Raw genomic sequence first — 16,575 nt, forward strand, 5'->3', positions numbered from 1 at the left:
CGGCGCGGCGTCGATCGAGGAGTAGTCCTTGAACTCGCCACCGAAGCGCTCGGCACCGATCTTGGTCAGTGCGGCGGTCAGCGTGGTCTTGCCGTGGTCGACGTGACCGATGGTGCCGACGTTGACGTGCGGCTTGGTGCGTTCGAACTTACCCTTTGCCATTGTTCTATACCTTGATTGTTCGTAAGTGGTTTCAAGAGAGGCTGAGCGAGGCTCAGCCCTTCTTCATGACGGCTTCGGCGATGTTGCTCGGAGCCGGCTCGTAGTGATCGAATTCCATGGTGAAGGTGGCGCGGCCCTGGGTCTGCGAACGCAGCGCAGTGGCGTAGCCGAACATTTCACCCAGCGGGATCATCGCGTTGATGATGCTGGCCGAACCGTCACCGGTGGTGTCGGAACCCTGCAGCACGCCGCGACGACGGCTGACGTCGCCCATCACGTCACCCTGGTAATCCTCCGGGGTCACGATCTCGACCTTCATGATCGGCTCCAGCAGCACCGGCTTGGCCTTGGCGAAGCCCTGCTTGAAGGCCATCGACGAAGCCAGCTTGAACGCCATTTCCGAGGAGTCGACGTCGTGGTACGAACCGAACACCAGCTTCACCTTGACGTCCACGACCGGGAAGCCAGCCAGCGGGCCGCTGGTGATGGTTTCGCGCAGGCCCTTCTCGACCGACGGGATGAATTCCTTCGGGATCACGCCGCCGGTGATGTCGTTGATGAACAGGAAGTCGTCCTTGATCATCGGAGCGATCTTCGGATCGGCACGGTCGGCAGCGGTGATCGGCGACAGCTCGATCACGACGTGACCGTACTGACCCTTACCACCGGACTGCTTGGCGTGCTTGTAGTCCGACTTGACGTCGGCCAGGGTGATGGTTTCGCGGTAGGCCACCTGCGGCGCGCCGACGTTGGCTTCAACGTTGAACTCGCGCTTCAGGCGGTCAACGATGATGTCCAGGTGCAGCTCGCCCATGCCCGAGATGATGGTCTGGCCGGATTCTTCGTCGGTCTTGACGCGGAACGACGGATCTTCCTGCGCCAGGCGGCCCAGGGCCAGGCCCATCTTTTCCTGGTCCGACTTGGTCTTCGGCTCGACGGCCATCGAGATCACCGGCTCCGGGAACGTCATGCGCTCCAGGATGATCGGGGCGTCCACGGCGCACAGGGTGTCACCGGTGGTGGTGTCCTTCAGGCCCACGGCAGCGGCGATGTCACCAGCCAGAACTTCCTTGATTTCCTCGCGGTTGTTCGAGTGCATCTGCAGGATGCGGCCGATGCGCTCCTTCTTGCCCTTCACCGAGTTCAGCACGGTGTCGCCACCGTTCAGGGTGCCCGAGTAGACACGGAAGAAGGTCAGCGCGCCGACGAACGGGTCGGTGATGATCTTGAAGGCCAGCGACGAGAACGGAGCCTTGTCGTCCGACTTGCGGGTCATTTCGACGGTGTCGTCGTCAACGTCCACGCCCTTCACGTCCGGCACGTCGACCGGCGACGGCAGCAGCTGGATCACGCCGTCCAGCATGGCCTGCACGCCCTTGTTCTTGAAGGCCGAGCCGCAGTACATCGGCACGATCTCGGTGGCCAGGGTGCGGGTACGCAGGGCGTTGATGATTTCAGCCTCGGCCAGCTCTTCGCCGCCCAGGTACTTTTCCATCAGCTCTTCGCTGGCTTCGGCAGCGGTCTCGACCATGAACTGGCGAGCCTCTTCAGCCGGGCCCTGCAGTTCGGCCGGGATGTCGCTGTATTCGAACTTCATGCCCTGCGAAGCTTCATCCCAGTGGATGGCCTTCATCTTCAGCAGGTCGACGACGCCCTTGAAGTTGTCTTCAGCGCCGATCGGCAGCTGCATCGGCACGGCAACCGCACCCAGCTTGGCCTTCAGCTGGCCGACGACCTTCTGGAAGTTGGCACCGGTGCGGTCCATCTTGTTGACGAACGCGATGCGCGGCACGTGGTACTTGTTTGCCTGGCGCCACACGGTTTCCGACTGCGGCTGCACGCCACCGACGGCGCACAGGACGAAGACGGCACCGTCGAGCACGCGCAGCGAACGCTCCACTTCGATGGTGAAGTCGACGTGCCCGGGGGTGTCGATGATGTTGAAGCGGTGCTCCGGCAGGGACTTGTCCATGCCCTTCCAGAACGCGGTGGTGGCAGCGGACTGGATCGTGATGCCACGCTCCTGCTCCTGCTCCATCCAGTCCATGGTGGCGGCGCCGTCGTGCACTTCACCGATCTTGTGGCTCTTGCCGGTGTAGAACAGGATGCGCTCGGACGTGGTGGTCTTGCCGGCATCGATGTGAGCCATGATGCCGAAGTTACGGTAACGCTCGATGGGAGTGGAACGGGCCACGGGAGCCTCTCAGATTTCTTGGATTTCGGATGGCCGAACGCCGCCTTTCGGCGGCCTTCGGATTGGCGCAGTCCTTCTGGGACCGCGAGGCAGCACGCACCGAAGTGGTGCTGCCCTGCCTGTTTTACAAGGCCGTCAAACTCACCAGCGGTAGTGCGCGAATGCCTTGTTGGCTTCGGCCATGCGGTGGGTTTCTTCGCGCTTCTTGATGGCGCCGCCGCGGTTTTCCGAGGCGTCGATCAGTTCAGCAGCCAGCTTCTTCGGCATGGTGTTCTCACCACGCTTGCGCGCGGAGTCGATCAGCCAGCGCATGGCCAGGGCCATCTTGCGCGACGAACGCACTTCGACCGGCACCTGGTAGGTGGCACCACCGACGCGGCGCGACTTGACTTCGACCGCCGGAGCGACGTTGTCCAGAGCCTTCTGCACCAGTTCAATGGCGTTGGCGCTGCTGTTCTTCTCGGTGATCACGTCCATGGCGCCGTACACGATCTTTTCGGCGACGGACTTCTTGCCGCTCTGCATGACCATGTTGATGAAACGGGCGATGGTTTCGCTTCCGTGCTTCGGATCGGGCAGGACGGAACGCTGCGGAGTATTACCCTTACGCGACATAGTGCTCTCTCCTTATGCCTTCGGACGCTTGGCGCCGTACTTGGAACGGGCCTGGCGACGCTTGGCAACGCCGGCGGCGTCGAGCGAGCCACGAACGGTGTGGTAACGCACACCCGGCAGGTCCTTGACGCGACCGCCGCGGATCAGGACCACGGAGTGCTCCTGCAGGTTGTGGCCTTCACCACCGATGTAGGAAATCACTTCTTCCTGGTTGGTCAGGCGGACCTTGGCAACCTTGCGCAGAGCCGAGTTCGGCTTCTTCGGAGTGGTGGTGTAGACACGGGTGCAGACGCCACGGCGCTGCGGGCACTTGTCGAGCGCCGGCGAGGCACTCTTGTAGGTGGTCGCTTGCCGCGGCTTGCGGACCAGCTGGTTGATCGTCGCCATCAGTAGGTTCTTCTGATTGGTGGCCGGAAAATCCGGCCAGAGATGCGGAAATGTTAAAGCAGGCCGAAATTTTGGCCTGCTGAGACAGACGATTGTAGCAACCTGCAAGGAAAGCAGTCAAACGCCTCCTGTCAAGCCCGTCCCTGATCCCGGGACGTTACTGGGGGGCCTCCATGTACCCCGTTCAGGTTGGCTGGGTCGATCGCGGACGATCTCCCCTGCCCTTTCCCAATCCCATCGATGGACCGACGGGGTGGTCCGGCCTTGCGGCCGGACCGGATACCTCATTCTTCGCCCGAGGCCTGTTCAGCTTCGGCTTCAACCACCGGGGACTCGACCGCAGCCGGGGTGCCGGCCAGGGTCTGCATTTCCGAGTCGGTGAGACCGGAAGCGCCGCGACGGCGGCTGCTGTGGTAGGACAGGCCGGTACCGGCCGGAATCAGGCGGCCGACGATGACGTTTTCCTTCAGGCCACGCAGGTTGTCCTTGGTACCGCGGACGGCAGCCTCGGTCAGCACTCGGGTGGTCTCCTGGAAGGAGGCCGCCGAGATGAACGATTCGGTCGCCAGCGAGGCCTTGGTGATACCCAGCAGGACCGGATCGAAGCGCGCCGGCAGTTCGTTGCGGGTCGACAGGCGCGCATTCTCCTCGATAACGCGCTGGCGCTCCACCTGTTCGCCGTTCAGGAACTTGCTGCTGCCCTGGTCGGTGATCTCGACCTTGCGCAGCATCTGGCGGGTGATCACCTCGATGTGCTTGTCGTTGATCTTCACGCCCTGCAGGCGGTACACGTCCTGGATTTCCTTGACCAGGTAGGCAGCCAGCGGCTCGACACCCAGCAGGCGCAGGATGTCCTGCGGGCTCGGCTCGCCGTCCACGATGGTTTCACCCTTGGTGACATGCTCGCCTTCGAACACGATGACCTGGCGGTACTTCGGGATCAGCTCTTCGTGCTCCGAACCATCAGTGTCCTTGATGATCAGGCGCTGCTTGCCCTTGGTGTCCTTGCCGAAGCTGATGATGCCCGAACGCTCGGCCAGCACCGCCGGATCCTTCGGCTTGCGCGCTTCGAACAGGTCGGCCACGCGCGGCAGACCACCGGTGATGTCGCGGGTCTTCGACGCTTCCTGCGGGATCTTGGCGACGACGTCGCCCACGCCCACCGGGGCGCCGTCCTGCAGGTTGACGATCGAACGCGGCGGCAGCAGGTACTGCGCCGGCAGGTCGGTGCCCGGGATCGACAGGTCGTTGCCCTTGGCGTCGACGATGCGCACGATCGGGCGCAGGTCCTTGGCCTGGGTACCACGACGCTTCGGATCGGTGATTTCGCGCGAGGCCAGGCCGGTCAGCTCGTCGGTCTTCTCGATGACGGTGACGCCGTCGACGAAGTCGATGAAGCGGATGAAGCCGGCCACTTCCGACACGATCGGGTGGTTATGCGGATCCCAGTTGGCCACGGTCTGGCCAGCCTTGATCGCATCACCGTCCTTGGACGTGATGGTCGCACCGTACGGCAGCTTGTAACGCTCACGCTCACGGCCGTGCGCATCGAGCACCGAGATTTCGCCCGAGCGCGACACCGCCACCAGCGAGCCGTTGGCGTGCTCCACGGACTTGAGGTTGCTGAACTTGACCGAGCCGGTGGTCTTGACGGTGATGTTGTCGACCGCAGCAGCTCGCGACGCCGCACCACCGATGTGGAACGTACGCATGGTCAGCTGGGTACCCGGCTCACCGATGGACTGGGCGGCGATGACGCCGACCGCTTCACCGATGTTGACCAGGTGGCCACGCGCCAGGTCGCGGCCGTAGCAGCGCGAGCAGACACCGAAGGCCGATTCACAGGAGATGGTCGAGCGGACCTTGATGGTCTGCACGCCGGCATCTTCCAGCTTGGCAACCCAGGCTTCGTCCAGCAGGGTGTTGCGGGTGACGATCGGATCTTCGTCGTTGCCCGGCAGGAACACGTCCTCGGCAACCACGCGGCCCAGCACGCGATCCTTCAGCGGCTCGACCACGTCGCCGCCTTCCACGATCGGGGTCATGATCAGGCCTTCGGTGGTACCGCAATCCACTTCGGTGATCACCACGTCCTGCGCCACGTCGACCAGGCGACGGGTCAGGTAACCCGAGTTCGCGGTCTTCAGCGCGGTATCGGCCAGACCCTTACGGGCACCGTGGGTGGAGTTGAAGTACTCCTGCACGTTCAGGCCTTCGCGGAAGTTCGCCTTGATGGGCGTCTCGATGATCGAGCCGTCCGGGCGGGCCATCAGGCCACGCATGCCGGCCAGCTGACGGATCTGCGCCTGCGAACCACGCGCACCGGAGTCGGCCATGATGTACAGCGAGTTCATCGACTTCTGGTCGATGGTCTCGCCCTTGGCATTGACGACCTTCTCGGTACCGATGGTGTCCATCATCGCCTTGGCGATGCGCTCGTTGGTGCGCGACCAGATGTCGACCACCTTGTTGTAGCGCTCGCCGGCGGTGACCAGGCCCGACTGGTACTGCTCCTGGATTTCCAGCACTTCGGCTTCGGCCTCGGTGAGGATGCCCTTCTTCTCGTCCGGGATCAGCATGTCGTCGATGCCGATCGAGACGCCGGCGCGGGTCGCATAGGCGAAGCCGGTGTACATCAGCTTGTCGGCGAACACGACCGTGTCCTTCAGGCCGAGCTGGCGGTAGCTGGAGTTGATCAGGCGGCTGATGTTCTTCTTGGTCAGCTCGACATTGGCCAGCGCGAACGGCAGGCCTTCCGGCAGGATTTCAGCCAGCAGGGCGCGACCGATCGTGGTGTCCACGATCGAGGTCTTGTTCTGCTTGTTGCCGTCTTCGTCGGTCACCACCTCGGTGATGCGGACCTTGACCTTGGCGTGCAGTTCCACCACGCGGTTGTCGTAGGCGCGCTTGACTTCGGCGATGTTGGCGAAGGCCATGCCCTCGCCCTTCTTGTTCTCCAGCGAGCGGGTCATGTAGTACAGACCCAGCACGACGTCCTGCGACGGCACGATGATCGGCTCGCCGTTGGCCGGCGACAGGATGTTGTTGGTCGACATCATCAGCGCACGCGCTTCCAGCTGGGCTTCCAGCGAGAGCGGCACGTGGACGGCCATCTGGTCACCGTCGAAGTCGGCGTTGAACGCGGTGCAGACCAGCGGGTGCAGCTGGATGGCCTTGCCCTCGATCAGTACCGGCTCGAACGCCTGGATGCCCAGGCGGTGCAGGGTCGGCGCACGGTTCAGCATCACCGGATGCTCGCGGATGACCTCTTCCAGGATGTCCCAGACTTCGGCTTCTTCGCGCTCGACCAGCTTCTTGGCGGCCTTGATGGTGGTGGCCAGGCCACGACGCTGCAGCTTGGCGAAGACGAACGGCTTGAACAGCTCAAGCGCCATCTTCTTCGGCAGGCCGCACTGGTGCAGGCGCAGGTACGGGCCGACCACGATGACCGAACGGCCCGAGTAGTCGACGCGCTTGCCGAGCAGGTTCTGGCGGAAGCGGCCCTGCTTGCCCTTGATCATGTCGGCCAGCGACTTCAGCGGGCGCTTGTTGGTGCCGGTGATGGCACGACCGCGGCGGCCGTTGTCCAGCAGTGCATCGACCGATTCCTGCAGCATGCGCTTTTCATTGCGCACGATGATGTCCGGCGCGCTCAGTTCGAGCAGGCGGCGCAGGCGGTTGTTGCGGTTGATGACGCGGCGGTACAGGTCGTTCAGGTCGGAGGTCGCGAAGCGGCCGCCATCCAGCGGGACCAGCGGACGCAGGTCCGGCGGCAGCACCGGCAGCACGGTCATGACCATCCATTCCGGACGGTTGCCCGATTCCAGGAAGGCTTCGATCAGCTTGATGCGCTTGGTGAGGCGCTTGAGCTTGGTTTCCGAACCGGTAGCGGCGATCTCCTCGCGCAGGCGGGTCATCTCCGACTGCAGGTCGATCGTGCGCAGCAGTTCGTAGACGGCCTCGGCGCCCATGGCGGCGTCGAAGTCGTCGCCGTGCTCCTGGCGGGCCTGCAGGTACTGTTCTTCGGTCAGCAGCTGGCGGCGCTCCAGGGCGGTCAGGCCCGGCTCGGTCACCACGTACGCTTCGAAGTACAGCACGCGCTCGATGTCGCGCAGGGTCATGTCCAGCATCAGGCCAATGCGCGACGGCAGCGACTTGAGGAACCAGATGTGCGCGACCGGCGAAGCCAGGTCGATGTGGCCCATGCGCTCACGACGCACCTTGGCCAGGGTCACTTCGGTGCCGCACTTTTCGCAGACCACGCCGCGGTGCTTCATGCGCTTGTACTTGCCGCACAGGCACTCGTAGTCCTTCACCGGGCCGAAGATGGCGGCGCAGAACAGGCCGTCGCGTTCCGGCTTGAAGGTACGGTAGTTGATGGTTTCCGGCTTCTTCACTTCGCCGAAGGACCACGAACGGATCAGGTCCGGCGAGGCCAGCGCGATCTTGATCGCGTCGAAGTCCAGCGTCTGGCGCTGCTGGTTGAAGAGGTTGAGCAGGTCTTTCATGGTGTTCTCCAGAAGGAGGAATGCTGTGTCGATGGGCTTTCAGTTCACTGCCAGCGGCGCGGCGGCGGACCGCCGCGCCGGCATGGATCAGTTGTCTTCCAGTTCCATGTTGATGGCCAGCGAGCGGATTTCCTTCACGAGCACGTTGAAGGATTCCGGCATGCCCGCGACCATCTCGTGCTCGCCGTCGACGATGTTCTTGTACATCTGGTTGCGGCCCTGCACGTCATCGGACTTCACCGTCAGCATTTCCTGCAGGGTGTAGGCCGCGCCGTAGGCTTCCAGCGCCCAGACTTCCATTTCACCGAAGCGCTGGCCGCCGAACTGCGCCTTGCCGCCCAGCGGCTGCTGGGTGACGAGCGAGTACGGACCGGTCGAACGGGCGTGCATCTTGTCGTCGACCAGGTGGTTCAGCTTCAGGTAGTGCATGTAACCGACGGTGGTATGGCGGTCGAAGGCTTCACCGGTGCGGCCGTCGTACAGCTGGGTCTGGCCACTGCTCGGCAGGTCGGCCAGTTCCAGCATGCGCTTGATTTCCGCTTCGGTGGCGCCGTCGAAGACCGGGGTGGCCATCGGCACGCCGTCGGTCAGGTTGCGGGCCAGGCGCAGCAGTTCCTCGTCGCTGAACTGCGACAGGTCGACACGGTTGGCCACGTTGGTGTCGTCGTGGTTGTAGATGTCGTCCAGGAACTTGCGCAGGTCGGCCACCGCGGCCTGGGCTTCCAGCATCGCCTGGATCTTGCGACCCAGGCCCTTGGCGGCCCAGCCCAGGTGCACTTCCAGGATCTGGCCGATGTTCATACGCGACGGCACGCCCAGCGGGTTCAGCACGATGTCCACGGTCTCGCCCGAGGCCATGTACGGCATGTCCTCGACCGGCACCACGTTGGACACCACACCCTTGTTGCCGTGGCGGCCTGCCATCTTGTCACCCGGCTGGATGCGGCGCTTCACCGCCAGGAACACCTTGACCATCTTCAGCACGCCCGGGGCGAGGTCGTCGCCCGCGGTGATCTTGCCGCGCTTGTCGGCAAAGCGACGCTCGAATTCCTTCTCGTGCGCCTGGATCTGCTTCTGGGCGCGCTCGATGGCTTCCGAGGCGTCCTCGTCCTTCATGCGCAGGGCGAACCAGTCAGACTTCTTCAGGCCGTCGAGGAAGGCGTCGGTGATCACGTCACCCTTCTTCAGGCCAGCACCACCATTGACCACCTTGCCCACGATCTGCGAACGCAGACGCATGTAGATGGCCGCTTCCAGGATGCGGAACTGGTCATCGAAGTCCTTCTTGACGCGCTTGATTTCGGACTCTTCGATCTGGCGCGCGCGCTTGTCCTTCTCGATGCCGTCGCGGGTGAAGACCTGCACGTCGATGACGGTGCCGTCCATGCCCGGCGGAACGCGCAGCGAGCTGTCCTTAACGTCCGAAGCCTTCTCGCCGAAGATCGCGCGCAGCAGCTTCTCTTCCGGGGTCAGCTGGCTTTCGCCCTTCGGGGTGACCTTGCCGACCAGGATGTCGCCGGCGCGCACTTCGGCACCGATGTACACCACGCCGCTCTCGTCCAGGCGGTTCAGCGCCTGCTCGGAGACGTTCGGGATGTCGGCGGAGATTTCCTCCGGCCCCAGCTTGGTGTCACGCGCGACGCAGGTCAGCTCTTCGATGTGGATCGTGGTGTAGCGATCCTCTTCCACCACGCGCTCGGAGAGCAGGATGGAGTCTTCGAAGTTGTAGCCGTTCCACGGCATGAACGCGATCAGCATGTTCTGGCCCAGGGCCAGCTCGCCGATGTCGGTGGACGGACCGTCGGCCAGCACGTCACCGCGGGCGATGACGTCACCCACCTGGACCAGCGGACGCTGGTTGATGCAGGTGTTCTGGTTCGACCGGGTGTACTTGACCAGGTTGTAGATGTCCACGCCGGCGTCGGTGGCGCCAACGATCTCTTCCTCATTGACCTTGACCACGATGCGGGCGGCGTCGATCTGCACGATCTCACCACCACGACGGGCGTTCACGGTCACACCCGAGTCACGCGCCACGGCGCGCTCGATGCCGGTACCGACCAGCGGCTTCTGCGAACGCAGGGTCGGCACGGCCTGACGCTGCATGTTGGCGCCCATCAGTGCGCGGTTCGCGTCATCGTGCTCCAGGAACGGAACCAGCGCGGCCGCGATCGAGACGGTCTGCATCGGCGAAACGTCCATGAAGTGGACTTCCGCCGGCGGCTTCAGCAGCGATTCGCCCTGGAAGCGGCACGGAACGAACTGCTCGGTCAGGGTGCCCTTGGCGTCGGTCAGCGCGTTGGCCTGCGCAATGACGTACTCGTTCTCTTCAATGGCCGACAGGAACTCGACTTCGTCATAGACCTTGCCGTCCACGACCTTGCGGTACGGGGTCTCGAGGAAACCGTACTTGTTGGTGCGGGCGTACACGGCCAGCGAGTTGATCAGGCCGATGTTCGGGCCTTCCGGGGTTTCGATGGTGCAGACGCGGCCGTAATGGGTCGGGTGCACGTCGCGCACTTCGAAGCCGGCGCGCTCACGGGTCAGGCCGCCCGGGCCCAGGGCCGAGACGCGACGCTTGTGCGTCACTTCCGACAGCGGGTTGTTCTGGTCCATGAACTGCGACAGCTGCGAGGAGCCGAAGAACTCCTTGATGGCAGCGGCGACCGGCTTGGCGTTGATCAGTTCCTGCGGGGTCAGGCCTTCCGATTCGGCCATCGACAGGCGCTCCTTGACCGCACGCTCGACGCGGACCAGGCCGACGCGGAACACGTTCTCGGCCATTTCGCCGACCGAACGCACGCGACGGTTGCCCAGGTGATCGATGTCGTCGACCACGCCGCGACCGTTGCGGATCTCGGTCAGGACCTTGATCACGTCCAGGATGTCGGAGCTTTCGCCGTGGGCAGCGACCAGGCGCTTGGACTCTTCGTCGTTGCGCTCGCCGAAGTACTTGCTGTCGTACAGCACGGCTTCGCCGGTGGTTTCCTTGCGGCCCACGCGACGGTTGAACTTCATGCGGCCGACCGCGGACAGGTCGTAGCGCTCGAAGGTGAAGAACAGGTTGTGGAACAGGTTCTGCGCGGCATCCTTGGTCGGCGGCTCGCCCGGACGCATCATGCGGTAGATCTCGACCAGGGCTTCCAGCTGGGTCTTGGTCGGGTCGATACGCAGGGTGTTGGACAGGTACGGGCCACGATCCAGGTCGTTCACCCACAGGGTGCCCACGGCATCCACACCGGCCTTGCGGAAGGCCTGCAGCTGCTCGTCCGTGATCTCGTCGTTGGCCTGGGCCAGCAGTTCGCCGGTCGAGGCATCGACCACGTCGTGCGACAGGATGCGGCCGACGATGTAGTCGTCCGGCACGGCCAGGGCGGCGATGCCCGAGGCTTCCAGCTGCTTGATGTGGCGCGCGGTGATGCGCTTGCCGGCTTCCACGATGACCTTGTCGCCGTCGGCGAGGTCGAAGCCCAGGGTCTCGCCACGCAGGCGCTCCGGCACCAGCTCCAGCTGGACGCCTTCATCCGGGTTGATGTGGAAGGTGTTGATCTCGAAGAACTCGGCCAGCATCTCTTCGTTGCTGTAGCCGAGCGCGCGCAGCAGGATCGACACCGGCAGCTTGCGGCGGCGGTCGATACGGGTGAACAGCGCGTCCTTCGGGTCGAACTCGAAGTCCAGCCAGGAGCCGCGGTAGGGAATGATGCGGGCGCTGTACAGCAGCTTGCCCGAGCTGTGGGTCTTGCCACGGTCGTGGTCGAAGAACACGCCCGGCGAGCGGTGCAGCTGGGAGACGATGACGCGCTCGGTGCCGTTGACGATGAAGGTGCCGTTCTCGGTCATCAGCGGGATTTCGCCCAGATAGACCTCCTGCTCCTTCACGTACTTGATGGCCTTGGTCGACGACTCACGGTCGTAGATCACCAGGCGCACGGTCACGCGCAGCGGGGCGCCGTAGCTCATGCCGCGCTGGCGGCACTCACGCTCGTCGAAGACCGGTTCGCCCAGCTTGTAGCCGACGTATTCCAGGGCAGCGTTGCCGCTGTAGCTGGCGATCGGGAAGACCGACTTCAGCGCAGCGTGCAGGCCGTGGTCCGTGCGCTTGGCCGGATCGACGTTTTCCTGCAGGAATTCACGATAGGAATCCACCTGGATGGCGAGCAGGAACGGCACTTCGAGAATCGAGCGCTGCTTGCCGAAATCCTTGCGGATACGCTTTTTTTCGGTGAACGAATAGGACGTCATGAGGTCTTCCACCTTGTTGTGCGGATCGTGCGCCCACGATCCGAAGGGAACTTGAAATTGTCAGTTGGAAGTCGCTGGTATTGCCGGCACCAGCACGCCTTCTCCCGCTACTTCCAACTGCCAACTCGTCTGCTACCACTCCCCCGCTGCCGCGCTCGGCGCTGGCCTGCCGGGGTTTGACTGCAGCCCGTGTTGGGCTTTTTCCTGCATTTTTCACATCCACGCATGGCGCGGATCTACAACACCGCAACAACGACCAAAGGCCGGGGGCTTACGCCCCCAGCCTTGGCTGCATCGCCGCGAATCGGTGACGATGCAAGGTAACTGCTTACTTGACTTCGACAGTCGCGCCAGCAGCTTCCAGGTCCTTCTTCATCTTCTCGGCTTCTTCCTTCGAAGCGTTGTCCTTCAGGACGCCGCCGGCTTCGGCCAGGTCCTTCGCTTCCTTCAGGCCCAGGCCGGTGATGGCGCGGACGGCCTTGATGACTTCGACCTTCTTCTCGCCGGCAGTCTTCAGGGTGACGACGAATTCGGTCTGCTCTTCAACAGCAGCAGCCGGGCCAGCGGCAGCAGCCACGGCAACCGGAGCAGCGGCGGAGACGCCGAACTTCTCTTCGATGGCCTTGACCAGCTCCATCACTTCCATCAGGGACTTCTCGGCGATGGCGTCGACGATCTGTTCGTTGGTAAGGGACATGATTAATACCTTTGGATGATTTTCTGGATTGAGGTTCCGTCAGGAACCACGGTAAGTCGAAACTCAGGCGGTCTCGGCGGCCGGCTCGGCAGCGTCAGCGGCGACATCGCCACCACCCTGCTTCTCGCCAACGGCCTTGATGGCGCGGGCAAACATCGTGACCGGCTCGGTCAGGACGCGGGCCAGCATGGCCAGGGCCTGGTCGCGGGTCGGCAGCGAGGCCAGCACTTCGACGTGGCTTGCCGGGAACACTTCGCCACCGATGGCGACGACCTTAGCCTTCAGCTTGTCGTTGCCCTTGGCGGCTTCCTTGATCAGGCGACCGGCAGCGCCGGGCTCCTCGAGCGAGAACGCGTACAGCAGCGGACCAACCATCTGGTCCTGGGCGACTGCGAACTCGGTGCCTTCAACGGCGCGCGAAGCCAGGGTGTTCTTGACAACCTTCAAGAAAACACCGGTTTCACGAGCCTGCTTGCGCATCGCGGTCATCTGGGCGACCGTGGTGCCAGCGTATTCGGCTGCGATCAAGGAGTGGGCCTTGGCGGCGACGTCTGCCAGCTCGGCGACTACTTCTTGCTTCTGGGACAGATTGAGAGCCATTGCACTCCTCCTATTGAACTCCGCTTACGGCTCCTGCCGTGTGCGGTCCTGTGCGGCATCCATCCTGGACGCCGGGAACATCGGGATGATGTTCCGGGGGTGGGCCGTTCTAGACCTGGAGTGGGCCAACCTGGGAAACCCAGACGTGCGTGAACCAGAAAAACTCCAGAAGGGCACCATCTACGCAGGGTGATTCCGGGGAATCGATTAAGCGCTCCTGACTGCTCCGGCGGCGACTCCTTGCCAGATCGAGCTTCCATGCCCGTCGCCGGTATTGCCACGACCGCGCCTGCGGTCTTTGACGGCTACCGCGGGCGATGCACTGCCAGCGATGCCTTCAAATGTCACGGTCACGGCACCCGGGGCACCGTGACCGCTTGAAACAATTACTTCAGGGTCAGCGACGACTGGTCGACGGTGACGCCCGGGCCCATCGTCGAGCTGACCGAAACCTTCTGCAGGTAGGTGCCCTTCGAGGTGGCCGGCTTGGCCTTGATCAGGTCCAGCAGCAGCGCGGTCAGGTTCGACTTCAGCGCGTCTTCGGCGAAGTCGGCCTTGCCGATGGTGCAGTGGATGATGCCGGCCTTGTCGGTGCGGTAACGGACCTGACCCGACTTGGCGTTCTTCACGGCTTCACCCGGGTTCGGGGAAACGGTGCCGACCTTCGGGTTCGGCATCAGGCCGCGCGGGCCCAGCACGGTGCCCAGCTTACCGACGACGCGCATGGCGTCCGGGGTCGCGATGACGACGTCGTAGTTCAGATCGCCGGCCTGCATCTTCTCGGCCAGGTCATCCATACCGACGGCGTCGGCGCCAGCAGCCAGGGCTTCGTCAGCCTTGGCACCGGCCGGAGCGAACACGGCGACGCGGACCGACTTGCCGGTACCGGCCGGCAGCACGGTGGAGCCACGGACCTGCTGGTCGGACTTCTTCGCATCGACGCCCAGGCGCACGGCGACGTCGATCGACTCGACGAACTTGGCCTTGGTGGCGGTCTTCAGGATGTTGATCGCGTCCTCGAAGGCGTATGCCTTGCCCGGAACGACGGCGGCCTTGATGGCCTTCTCACGCTTGGTCTGTGCCATCTTATTAACCCTCCACCACGAGGCCCATGGAACGGGCAGAGCCAGCGATGGTACGCACGGCGGCGTCCAGGTCGGCGGCAGTCAGATCCGGTTCCTTCGCCTTGGCGATCTCTTCCAGCTGCTTACGGGTGACCTTGCCGACCTTCTCGGTGTTCGGGCGCTTGGAGCCCGACGAGATGCCAGCGGCCTTCTTCAGCAGGGTGGTAGCCGGGGTGCTCTTGGTGATGAAGGTGAACGTACGGTCCGAGTAGGCCGTGATGATCACCGGAACCGGCAGACCCGGCTCGAGCTTCTGCGTGGCAGCGTTGAACGCCTTGCAGAATTCCATGATGTTCAGGCCACGCTGACCCAGCGCAGGACCGACCGGCGGCGAGGGGTTGGCCTGACCGGCCTTCACCTGCAGCTTGATGTAACCGACAACTTTCTTTGCCATGTGAGTGCTCTCCGGGTGCTAGCGCCTTTCGACAACAGGCTCCCCATCGGACCGGGAATCACGCGTCCCGGCATCGCGTTTTGAAATCATGCTGAAGGCCACCTTGCGGCGGCCTCGTCCTGCTGGCTTCCCCAGCGGGGAGCCGCGCACTATAACAGGTTTTTTCTTCACATGCCTGAAGCGGCAGGTAAACGAACGGAACCGGGCCAGGCCCGGTTCCCTTTGGAGAGTCGAGCCATGCCCGACTACCGCACCATCCAGACCCCGGAGTCGAGCATGGCTCGACTCGACAGGACAGGTCAGACGGCCTTTTCGACCTGGCCGAACTCGAGCTCGACCGGAGTGGCACGACCGAAGATCAGCACCGAGACGCGCAGACGGCTCTTCTCGTAGTTGACTTCTTCGACGACGCCATTGAAATCGTTGAACGGACCGTCGGTGACGCGGACCATCTGGCCCGGCTCGAACAGCACCTTCGGACGCGGCTTCTCGACACCTTCCTGAACGCGATTCAGGATGGCTTCGGCCTCGGAATCGGCGATCGGCAGCGGACGATCGGCGGTGCCGCCGATGAAGCCCATGACCCGCGGGGTTTCCTTGACCAGATGCCAGCTTTCGTTGTCGATGCGCGGAATGCCGGCTTCCTCGTGGGTCTCGATCTGGACCAGCACGTAACCCGGGAAGAACTTGCGCTCGGAACGGCGCTTCTGGCCGGCGCGCATCTCGACCACTTCCTCGGTCGGGACCAGGACGTCGCCGAAGCGCTCTTCCATGCCGTCACGGACGATGCGATCGCGCAGAGCCTGCGCCACCGACTTCTCGAAGCCCGAATAGGCGTGAACGACGTACCAACGCTTCATGCAATTCTCCTTAGCGGCTCAGGAACCACTGAGTCAGTTTCTGGATCAGGAAGTCGAAGCCACCCAGCAGAAGACTGAGGATGAGCACCACGACGATCACGACCCAGGTCATGCGGACGGCTTCCTGGCGCGTAGGCCAGACCACCTTGCGCAGTTCGAAGCGCGACTCGGAGAGGAATTCGCGGGTGTCGCGCCCCTTGCCGGTCAGCATGAACACGCCGATACCGCCAACCAGACCGACCACGACCGCCAATGCACGCAGCTGACCCGCCCACGCACCCAGCTGGGCGGCGCGACCGGAGTCGGCGGAGAACCAGAACCAGACGAACAGACCGGCCAGCACCAGCAGCGATGCGGCGACATACTTGACGATATCTCCACCGTTGGCGGAGTTGTCCTTGGAGTGTTCGATCTTGCTATTCATCCGGCTGTGTCTGCTTTAGCGGCCCAGGCCGCTGGATAAGGTGGGCAGATGGCACGCCAGGAGGGACTCGAACCCCCAACCTGCGGTTTTGGAGACCGCTGCTCTGCCAATTGAGCTACTGGCGTACGTTGAAAACTTGCCTTCCCTTAGACGGCGAAGGCGGACCGAGGTTCCCGGCCCGCCATTCGCGTAACCGGCGGCGCTATGCAACCACCGGTACTGCAGGCTTACTCGATGATCTTCGAGACCACGCCGGCGCCGACGGTACGACCGCCTTCGCGGATGGCGAAGCGCAGGCCTTCGTCCATGGCCACCGGGTTGATCAGGGTGACTTCCATCTTGACGTTGTCACCCGGCATCACCATTTC

General features: G+C 63.5%; 13 protein-coding genes and 1 tRNA gene. All 14 read right to left on the reverse strand.

All coding sequences use genetic code 11. The annotated features are described in order from the left end of the window. The coding region (locus AC5P8U_RS19410; RefSeq protein WP_353761873.1) for a GTP-binding protein at positions 1–162 on the reverse strand (162 nt) is incomplete at its 3' end. A gap of 52 nt (positions 163–214) precedes the next feature. After that, positions 215–2,356, reverse strand: coding sequence for an elongation factor G (gene fusA, locus AC5P8U_RS19415; RefSeq protein WP_072167920.1), 2,142 nt, complete (start codon positions 2,354–2,356; stop codon positions 215–217). A gap of 141 nt (positions 2,357–2,497) precedes the next feature. After that, entirely contained in the window at positions 2,498–2,971 is a 474-nt protein-coding gene (rpsG, locus tag AC5P8U_RS19420) for a 30S ribosomal protein S7 (RefSeq protein WP_004145321.1), read from the reverse strand. Positions 2,972–2,983: 12 nt separating this feature from the next. Beyond that, positions 2,984–3,358, reverse strand: a complete 375-nt coding sequence (gene rpsL, locus AC5P8U_RS19425) for a 30S ribosomal protein S12 (RefSeq protein ID WP_004145320.1) — start codon at positions 3,356–3,358, stop codon at positions 2,984–2,986. 284 nt (positions 3,359–3,642) lie between these two features. Beyond that, positions 3,643–7,866: a DNA-directed RNA polymerase subunit beta' gene (gene rpoC, locus AC5P8U_RS19430; RefSeq protein WP_061480645.1), complete on the reverse strand. Its 4,224-nt coding sequence runs from the start codon at positions 7,864–7,866 to the stop codon at positions 3,643–3,645. 87 nt (positions 7,867–7,953) lie between these two features. Next, positions 7,954–12,108: a DNA-directed RNA polymerase subunit beta gene (rpoB, locus tag AC5P8U_RS19435; RefSeq protein ID WP_005415409.1), complete on the reverse strand. Its 4,155-nt coding sequence runs from the start codon at positions 12,106–12,108 to the stop codon at positions 7,954–7,956. 328 nt (positions 12,109–12,436) lie between these two features. Then, the gene (gene rplL / locus AC5P8U_RS19440; RefSeq protein WP_005415408.1) at positions 12,437–12,805 is read right to left on the reverse strand and encodes a 50S ribosomal protein L7/L12; all 369 of its coding nucleotides are present in this window, start codon (positions 12,803–12,805) and stop codon (positions 12,437–12,439) included. Positions 12,806–12,868: 63 nt separating this feature from the next. Next, positions 12,869–13,405 (reverse strand): 50S ribosomal protein L10, encoded by a 537-nt coding sequence (rplJ, locus tag AC5P8U_RS19445; RefSeq protein ID WP_010480377.1) that lies wholly within the window; start codon positions 13,403–13,405, stop codon positions 12,869–12,871. A gap of 386 nt (positions 13,406–13,791) precedes the next feature. Next, positions 13,792–14,490: a 50S ribosomal protein L1 gene (gene rplA / locus AC5P8U_RS19450; RefSeq protein ID WP_005415407.1), complete on the reverse strand. Its 699-nt coding sequence runs from the start codon at positions 14,488–14,490 to the stop codon at positions 13,792–13,794. Positions 14,491–14,494: 4 nt separating this feature from the next. After that, positions 14,495–14,923, reverse strand: coding sequence for a 50S ribosomal protein L11 (gene rplK, locus AC5P8U_RS19455; protein ID WP_004145248.1), 429 nt, complete (start codon positions 14,921–14,923; stop codon positions 14,495–14,497). A 299-nt stretch (positions 14,924–15,222) separates the two neighbouring features. Then, the gene (gene nusG / locus AC5P8U_RS19460; RefSeq protein WP_004154362.1) at positions 15,223–15,783 is read right to left on the reverse strand and encodes a transcription termination/antitermination protein NusG; all 561 of its coding nucleotides are present in this window, start codon (positions 15,781–15,783) and stop codon (positions 15,223–15,225) included. 10 nt (positions 15,784–15,793) lie between these two features. Continuing rightward, positions 15,794–16,207: a preprotein translocase subunit SecE gene (gene secE, locus AC5P8U_RS19465; protein ID WP_004145202.1), complete on the reverse strand. Its 414-nt coding sequence runs from the start codon at positions 16,205–16,207 to the stop codon at positions 15,794–15,796. A gap of 49 nt (positions 16,208–16,256) precedes the next feature. After that, positions 16,257–16,332 (reverse strand) — tRNA-Trp (locus AC5P8U_RS19470). A 102-nt stretch (positions 16,333–16,434) separates the two neighbouring features. Then, the coding region (locus tag AC5P8U_RS19475) for an EF-Tu C-terminal domain-related protein (RefSeq protein ID WP_495204990.1) at positions 16,435–16,575 on the reverse strand (141 nt) is incomplete at its 5' end.

It is taken from the genome of Stenotrophomonas sp. YJH_SMC_81 (genome assembly GCF_059370875.1).

What these genes read in the sequence shown, in the direction of transcription:
- rpsG (WP_004145321.1), bottom strand. Translation starts at nt 2,971, where the DNA reads ATGTCGCGTAAGGGTAATACTCCGCAGCGTTCCGTCCTGCCCGATCCG.
- rpsL (WP_004145320.1), bottom strand. Translation starts at nt 3,358, where the DNA reads ATGGCGACGATCAACCAGCTGGTCCGCAAGCCGCGGCAAGCGACCACC.
- rpoC (WP_061480645.1), bottom strand. Translation starts at nt 7,866, where the DNA reads ATGAAAGACCTGCTCAACCTCTTCAACCAGCAGCGCCAGACGCTGGAC.
- rpoB (WP_005415409.1), bottom strand. Translation starts at nt 12,108, where the DNA reads ATGACGTCCTATTCGTTCACCGAAAAAAAGCGTATCCGCAAGGATTTC.
- rplL (WP_005415408.1), bottom strand. Translation starts at nt 12,805, where the DNA reads ATGTCCCTTACCAACGAACAGATCGTCGACGCCATCGCCGAGAAGTCC.
- rplJ (WP_010480377.1), bottom strand. Translation starts at nt 13,405, where the DNA reads ATGGCTCTCAATCTGTCCCAGAAGCAAGAAGTAGTCGCCGAGCTGGCA.
- rplA (WP_005415407.1), bottom strand. Translation starts at nt 14,490, where the DNA reads ATGGCACAGACCAAGCGTGAGAAGGCCATCAAGGCCGCCGTCGTTCCG.
- rplK (WP_004145248.1), bottom strand. Translation starts at nt 14,923, where the DNA reads ATGGCAAAGAAAGTTGTCGGTTACATCAAGCTGCAGGTGAAGGCCGGT.
- nusG (WP_004154362.1), bottom strand. Translation starts at nt 15,783, where the DNA reads ATGAAGCGTTGGTACGTCGTTCACGCCTATTCGGGCTTCGAGAAGTCG.
- secE (WP_004145202.1), bottom strand. Translation starts at nt 16,207, where the DNA reads ATGAATAGCAAGATCGAACACTCCAAGGACAACTCCGCCAACGGTGGA.